The organism is uncultured Roseicyclus sp. (assembly GCF_937892565.1).
Taxonomy (GTDB): Bacteria; Pseudomonadota; Alphaproteobacteria; order Rhodobacterales; family Rhodobacteraceae; genus Roseicyclus.
Genome location: NZ_CALAHQ010000059.1, coordinates 1 through 6,764, shown reverse-complemented (window position 1 = coordinate 6,764; position 6,764 = coordinate 1). Strand labels below are relative to the sequence as shown.

General features: G+C 60.8%; 6 protein-coding genes. 3 read left to right on the top strand and 3 right to left on the bottom strand.

What is annotated here, in order from left to right:
• Positions 1-230 precede the first annotated feature (230 nt).
• The 3 genes from Q0094_RS07620 (at position 231) to Q0094_RS07610 (ending at position 2,096) form a co-directional block, all read left to right on the top strand.
• Positions 231-644, top strand: coding sequence for a DUF2852 domain-containing protein (locus tag Q0094_RS07620; protein WP_297617289.1), 414 nt, complete (start codon positions 231-233; stop codon positions 642-644).
• Between the two features lie 93 nt (positions 645-737).
• A complete protein-coding gene (locus Q0094_RS07615; RefSeq protein ID WP_297617286.1) occupies positions 738-1,172 on the top strand; it encodes an RDD family protein in 435 nt (144 codons plus the stop codon).
• Positions 1,173-1,271: 99 nt separating this feature from the next.
• A complete protein-coding gene (locus tag Q0094_RS07610) occupies positions 1,272-2,096 on the top strand; it encodes an arginyltransferase (protein WP_297617283.1) in 825 nt (274 codons plus the stop codon).
• 180 nt (positions 2,097-2,276) lie between these two features.
• Here the strand turns inward: Q0094_RS07610 and Q0094_RS07605 are convergent, their stop codons facing one another.
• From Q0094_RS07605 to Q0094_RS07595, 3 genes are all read right to left on the bottom strand, one after another.
• Complete coding sequence (locus Q0094_RS07605; RefSeq protein WP_297617280.1) at positions 2,277-4,628, bottom strand: TRAP transporter large permease subunit; 2,352 nt, start codon at positions 4,626-4,628, stop codon at positions 2,277-2,279.
• Between the two features lie 52 nt (positions 4,629-4,680).
• A complete protein-coding gene (locus tag Q0094_RS07600) occupies positions 4,681-5,592 on the bottom strand; it encodes a TRAP transporter small permease subunit (RefSeq protein WP_297617277.1) in 912 nt (303 codons plus the stop codon).
• Positions 5,593-5,710: 118 nt separating this feature from the next.
• On the bottom strand, positions 5,711-6,764 hold a 1,054-nt coding region (locus Q0094_RS07595; RefSeq protein ID WP_297617275.1), incomplete at its 5' end, for a TRAP transporter substrate-binding protein.

Here is a 6,764-nt window from a genome sequence, read left to right as displayed (position 1 = left end):
ACACACTTTCCAGGCGTGCGCCTTCGACCACTCGGCCAACTGTCCGTGCGCGGCGCAATAGCCTATGCGGGCGCTTGAGCGCAAGGCAAAACCGCGCCAGTGGGCTGGATGTAAATCTGCTTTACTTTTTGCGGCTGGGGTCTTGCATGTCGCGAAACCCTTCCCATTTCGGAGCATGTGATAAACATTAACATACGCAGTCGAAAGGACCCTCCGACGTGACCCCAAACATGACAACGACCCGCCCCCAAGATGCGATGCACGGCTGGTTTTCGCGCGGCGAGGCTTGGCTGGACAGCAAGGGAAAAGGCGCATGGATCGCGGCACTGGTGCTGGTGTTCATCGTGTTCTGGCCCGTTGGGCTTGTGCTGCTGGCCTATCTGATCTGGAGCAGGCGATTGTTCAACACGTCGTGCGAGATGCGGCGTGCCCCACCGCTTGGTCAGCCCGTCAGCCGCAGCTCGGGCAACAGCGCCTTTGACGCCTACAAGGCTGACACCTTGCATCGTCTGGAACAGGAGCAAGAGGCATTCGAGGCCTTTCTGCAGCGCCTGCGCGCTGCCAAGGACAAGGCAGAGTTTGACCAGTTTCTGGAAGATCGCGCCCAGGCGCCCAAGCCCCGCCCCGACACCGACGCGGCTTGACCACTGTCTGGCCCCTGCCCCCTGTCACAATTCGGGAGGGGGCGCACGCTGCGCCCCTTTCCGAATCCCTGGAGTGACGTCATGTCATTGCCCATGTCCCATGGCCTGCCCGACCCTGAATATGATCATGCCTTTTATGACGGCGTCCCGGTCAAACGGTTGTTTGCCTGGGTCGTGGATGTGATCATCGTGACCGCGACGACCTTTTTGCTCGGGGTGCTGACCTTGACGCTGCTTTGGTGGGTTTGGCCGCTGGTCTATCTTGCGGTCGATTTCCTCTATCGGGCGGGCAGCATCGCGTCGGGCTCGGCGACGTTGGGGATGCGGTTGATGAACCTTGAGTTGCGTGGCCCCACAGGCGCGCAGCTTTCACGCCGCGAAGCGATCTTGCACACGCTGTGCTACATGGTGGCTGCGGCCTTTGTGATCTTGCAGTTGATTTCCATCATCATGATCGCGCTGGGACCACGTCATCAGGGGCTGCATGATCTGCTGCTGGGATCGGCCGCACTGAACCGCCCGCGCTGAGAGGTCGCGACATCCCAGCGAAAAAACAGTTGCGGGCCGAGGCGGGCGTGGTGCAGGCTGTCGATCAAAGACCTGCACCGGCCCTGACCGCAACGGACCATGCGCCACACCCTGCCGATCGCGACACAGTTCTATGTGACTGCCCCGCAGAAATGCCCCTATCTCGATGGGAGGCGTGAGCGAAAGCTGTTCACGGCGCTGCAGGGCGAACAGGCCGAGACACTCAACAATGCGCTGTCCAAGCAGGGGTTTCGTCGGTCGCAGAACGTGCTGTATCGCCCGTCCTGCACCGATTGTGCAGCCTGTCTTTCAGCGCGCATCCGGGTGGCCGATTTCACCCCCAACCGCGGCCACCGCAAGATCTTGCGGCGTAACAGCGGCTTGGCCCGTGTTGCGCGCTCTGCTTGGGCGACCGAAGCACAGTATGATCTTTTCCGGCGCTATCTTGACGCCCGCCATGCTGATGGCGGCATGGCCGATATGGATGTCTTCGAATTCGCCGCCATGATCGAGGAAACACCGGTGCGCTCGCGCGTGATAGAATACCGCGAAGAGACGGCGGGCACCGAGCGGCTGGCAGCGGTTTGTCTGACCGATATTCTTGATGACGGTCTTAGCCTTGTCTATTCCTTTTTCGACCCGGATCGCGCGGCCGACAGTTTGGGCACGCATATGATCCTCGACCATATCGACTTGGCGCGCGAAGCGGGTCTGCCTTACGTGTATCTGGGCTATTGGGTGCCGGGCTCGCCCAAGATGGGCTACAAGGCCCGCTTTCCCGCAACCGAGGTCTATATGGGCGGCCAGTGGCAAGCGCTGGGCGACCCGGCAGGCTATTCCAACCGGACCCACCCCTTGTCGGTCGAACCCATCGCCCAACAGGTGGCACAGATCACCCTGCCCGATCTGCGCGCGGAAAATTGAGCACGCCACGACGGTGGCGTCCTTTTTTCGGATCCACGATATCCTTGGTACAAATTCCGCCAGACGCGGTCATGCGGGGCCAACCGGCCCTGTGCCCGGCTCCCTTGAATTGCGGCTGCGCCAGACGTGCAAAGGGGGGCCCAAGGGCCCCCCGATGACCGTCGCAGGGTAGACGCCGACCTAGCCCAAAAGATCGGGCAAGATGGTGACAATGCCTGGGAAGACATACAGCAGCACAAGGCACAGGATCTGAATGCCGACAAAGGGCAGCACACCGCGATAGATATGGCCGGTGGTGACCGTTCTGGGGGCTACCCCGCGCAGATAGAACAGCGCAAATCCAAAGGGCGGCGTCAGGAACGAGGTCTGAAGGTTGATCGCGATCATGATCGTCACCCATGCCGGATCCAGCGTGCCGCCATAGATCACCGGCCCCACGATCGGGATCACGATGTAGATGATCTCCAGGAAATCGAGCACAAAGCCCAGGATGAACAAGATCGCCATCACCACAAAGAACACCACCAGCTCATTGTCAAAGCTGCGCAGGTATTGCTGGATGTGATGCTCGCCCCCGAACGAGATCAGCACAAGGTTCAACAGCTGCGACCCGATCAGAATGGTGAACACCATCGATGTCACCTTGGCGGTTTCACGCACCACAGGGCCCATGATATTGGTGCGCAACAGCACCCAGGCGCTGAACAACAGGCCAAAGAAGGCAAAGTGATACGCGAATTGCGCGATGACGTAGGCGATCCAGTCTTGCAGCGGAATGTCGGTGCGCGTGATGCGCAGGTCGAAATTCACCCCGAACAAGATCATGATGATCAAGGCAAAGCTTGACCAGATGATGATCTTGGACTTGCCGTTTTCTTCCTTCAGCTTGCGATAGGCCGCCAGCATGATGGCGCCCGCAGCCCCCAATGCGGCGGCCGGGGTCGGGTTGGTGATGCCACCCAGGATCGACCCCAACACCGCCACGATCAGGACCAGCGGCGGGAACACCACGCGCAGCAAGTCGTTTTGTGACAAGCGCACCACCGCGATGCGCGCTCCATAGAGCGTCAGGAAGAACGGGATGGCCAGGATCAAGAATGTCGCCCCGTTCCCGCTCAGCGGACCGATGAACAAGATATCGCAGATCAGAGCCAACACCACACCGACACCGCCCGCGATCAATGGAGCGGGGTTGGATGAGGGTGACACCCCACGCGCCAGGATCAACATCAGAGCCAGCAGGGTGAACACCGTGGCCACACCCGAACCGATGGCCGGGGCATTGGCCAGGGCGGCCTCGAGTGCCACGGCCCGTTCCTCGTCGCTGCGCAAGACGACATCACCGGTCTGTCCGGCGGCGACCATGGCGGCGCGTTGCTCGACCGAGAAATCCCATGCCTCTTGACCATGAAGGGCGATCATCGAGGCTTGGCATTGCTCGGACACATTGGTGCGCAAGATATTGGTGTTGTCGCGATCGGCATAATCCGACACGGCGATGGTCTGGCTGCCCACAAGACCGGCGCCGGCGGCCAGCACCACGGCAAGGATCAAGCCAAGCGGTGCTGCCAGATACCAGGTCAGCGCCTCGTTGCGGGTCACAGGCTCACCGCCGCCGGCCGACATCTGCACTGGCGGCGCACTGGCCGGGCGCAGCATGGCAAAGCCAAAGGCGTACATGCCATAGAGCAGCGCAAGGAACAGGCCAGGCAGCAAGGCGGCCTGAAACAGCGTGCCGACCGACAGCACGGCCGGTTCCCCCAGAAAGGTCAGCGCGTCGGTGCAACCCGAAAGCTTGGCGCGGGATTCCTGACCGGTGGCGTAAAGATCACCCACCAGCGTACCCAGCAAGACGATCACGATCGACGGCGGAATGATCTGGCCCAGCGTGCCCGAAGCCGCGATCACACCCGTCGCCAATTCCGGCGAATAGTTGTTGCGCAGCATGGTGGGCAGCGCCAGCAGACCCATGGTGACCACCGTGGCCCCCACGATGCCGGTGGACGCCGCAAGGAAAGCGCCCACGATCACGATCGACACCGCAAGCCCGCCCGGCAGCGGGCCAAAGACGCGCGCCATCGTGGTCAGCAGATCCTCGGCGATCTTTGAGCGTTCCAGCACGATGCCCATCATCACGAACATCAGCACAGCCAGCAGCGTTTCGATGGACTGGCCCGCGATCACACGCTCGTTCATCCGGTTGACGATGAACGAGATGTTGCGCTCCATCGCCTGTTCCCAGCCGCCGGGGAACACGGGCACGTCCTTGATCGGCAAGTCGGGGTATCGGAAAATCGATATGGATTCCCGGATCACCCCCTCGGCCAAAAGCGCCGCGTATTCCGCCGAACCGGTATCGATCGACTGGTGGATCAAAAGCCCCGCACTGTCGAGTGCGGCGATGATGGCAAAGGAAATCACACCCGCGCCTGCGATGGCAAAGGCCACCGGAAAGCCGGTCATGATCCCCGCGAAGAGAGTGAGGAAGACGATGATCAGACCGATCTCGACCCCATCCAATCCGAAAAGCATGCTCTCTAGTCCCCTTGGCTAAGCGCGGTTGCCTGCGTGTGTCCGTCTCGGGTCAGGTCGACCCGGAATGAATGGAATGCTCGAGGTCTTCGGCCTCGTCGCCGGTCTTGTCGCGGTCCAGATACTTGCCCGCGCTCTCTTCGCCTTCGAGCCACTCGAGATAAGAGCGCCAGAAGAACGCAACCGCGTGAATGAAGACAAGAACGCAAAACAGCACGATCAGGACCTTGAACAGGAAATAGGCGTCAAATCCATTCGGGCTGAAACCCGTGGTTTCAACATTCCACTTGAAGATGCGCGCCTGCGCCAGCAACCGGTCCAGATCGCTGGTCGAGGTGACAGTGGGCGTCATCAGGTGGCGCCACATGAAAAACCAGGCATACATGTAGGTGATCACGATCGCGGGCAGCATGAAGAAGATGCAGCCAAACATGTCGATCGCGCGTTTCGTGCGGTGCTTGACCGCCGAATAAACCAGATCGACGCGCACATGCCCGCCTTGCACAAAGGTGTAGGTCACGCACAGACACACGACGATGGCGTTGTGAAACTTGAGGCTCTCGGCCCACCAGCTCAGATCTTGGGTAAATGCGGTGCCAAATGGGCCAAGCTGAATTTCCGCAACCCGGAAAATCCGCTGCAGGAACACGATCATGACCTGAACGAACACCATGAACAGGCCCGCCCAGGCGGCTGTGCGCCCGACAGCGTTCGCAAATCCTTCAAGAATGCGCACACCCCACCACAATATGTCGCGCTTCCAGGCCATGCCGAGCGCGGTGATCAGGATAACAACGGTCATGACAACAAAGAACAACTCGACCGAGGCGCCGTAATAGATCACGCGCATCACGGATTCAGCGTTGGTCCAGTCAAGCCAGAGGCCCGGATTGGTCACGGCAACGAACAAATGATACGGTGCCAGAGCGAAATTCTGAAGCACCCAGAAAATGGTATCCATCATGCAGTGGTCTCCCCGGCACGCGTGCCCCGTGCGGGGCGCGTACAGTCACGGATCAAGCGCAAATTGCGCCCTGCCCGGCGACCTTTCGGGCCGGGCAGAGCGCCTTTTTGGGCTGAAATCAGCCTGCGTTCACGCGGTTGCGCTGGCGCATGAATTCGCCATCTGCAATCTCGTACCAGCCGGAGGATTCCTTTATGGACGCAAACACGCTGTTGGCGATCTCGGCATAGATCGGGTCGCCCATGCTCTCGTTGCGGACTTCCAATGCCGCACGACCGAACGCATCCCAGACTTCGGCGGGGAACTGGCGAACCTGAACGCCAACGGCCTGCAAGCGGGCCAGCGCTGCACCATTTTCAGCAAGCGACAGCGCGGTATTCTGCGCATGGGCCGCCTCGCAGGCGATCTTGCAGATGGTCTGCTGCGTGGGTGTCAGCGATTCCCAGATCTGCTGGTTGAAGACCAGCGACAGAGTCGAGCCCGGCTCGTGGAAACCAGCGGCGTAGTAGATCTTTGTAACTTCCTGGAAGCCCATCCGCTCGTCTGCGTAGGGCCCGATCCACTCGGCACCGTCGATCTGGTTCGAGGCAAGCGCCTGATAGATCTCGCCGCCCGGAATGTTCTGAACCGACGCACCCAGACGCCCCAGAACCTGACCGCCCTGACCCGGCATGCGGAACCGCAGGCCCTGCAGGTCATCGACGGAGGCGATTTCCTTGTTGAACCAGCCGCCGGGCTGCATCGCCGTCTGTCCGCACATCAGCGGCTTGAGGCCGAACAAGGACGACAGATTGTCGTGCAGTTCCTGGCCGCCGCGACGGTAGTACCAGTTGGCCATTTCCTGCGCCGTCATGCCGAAGGGCACTGCGGTGAAGAATGCGAAGGCGGGATGCTGGTTGAGGAAATAGTATTCTGCCGAGTGATACAGGTCGGCCTGTCCGGACGAAACGGCGTCGAACACTTCAAAAGCGCCCACCAGGCTGCCGGCGGGCATCTTGTTGAAGCTCAACTGCCCATCGGTCATGGCGGTGATGTAGGTGATCGCGAGCTGTGCCGCGTCGTCAAACACCGCGAACCCATCGGGCACCGAGGTGACCAATGTCAGTGTGCGGTTGCCCTGCGCATAGACCGGTGCGGCCAGCGTGGTTGTGGCGGCAGCGGCGCCGCCGAGT

Excerpts from the sequence above, each read along its gene's own strand:
- Q0094_RS07620 (WP_297617289.1), top strand. The coding sequence starts at position 231 with ATGACAACGACCCGCCCCCAAGATGCGATGCACGGCTGGTTTTCGCGC.
- Q0094_RS07605 (WP_297617280.1), bottom strand. The coding sequence starts at position 4,628 with ATGCTTTTCGGATTGGATGGGGTCGAGATCGGTCTGATCATCGTCTTC.
- Q0094_RS07610 (WP_297617283.1), top strand. The coding sequence starts at position 1,272 with ATGCGCCACACCCTGCCGATCGCGACACAGTTCTATGTGACTGCCCCG.
- Q0094_RS07600 (WP_297617277.1), bottom strand. The coding sequence starts at position 5,592 with ATGATGGATACCATTTTCTGGGTGCTTCAGAATTTCGCTCTGGCACCG.
- Q0094_RS07615 (WP_297617286.1), top strand. The coding sequence starts at position 738 with ATGTCCCATGGCCTGCCCGACCCTGAATATGATCATGCCTTTTATGAC.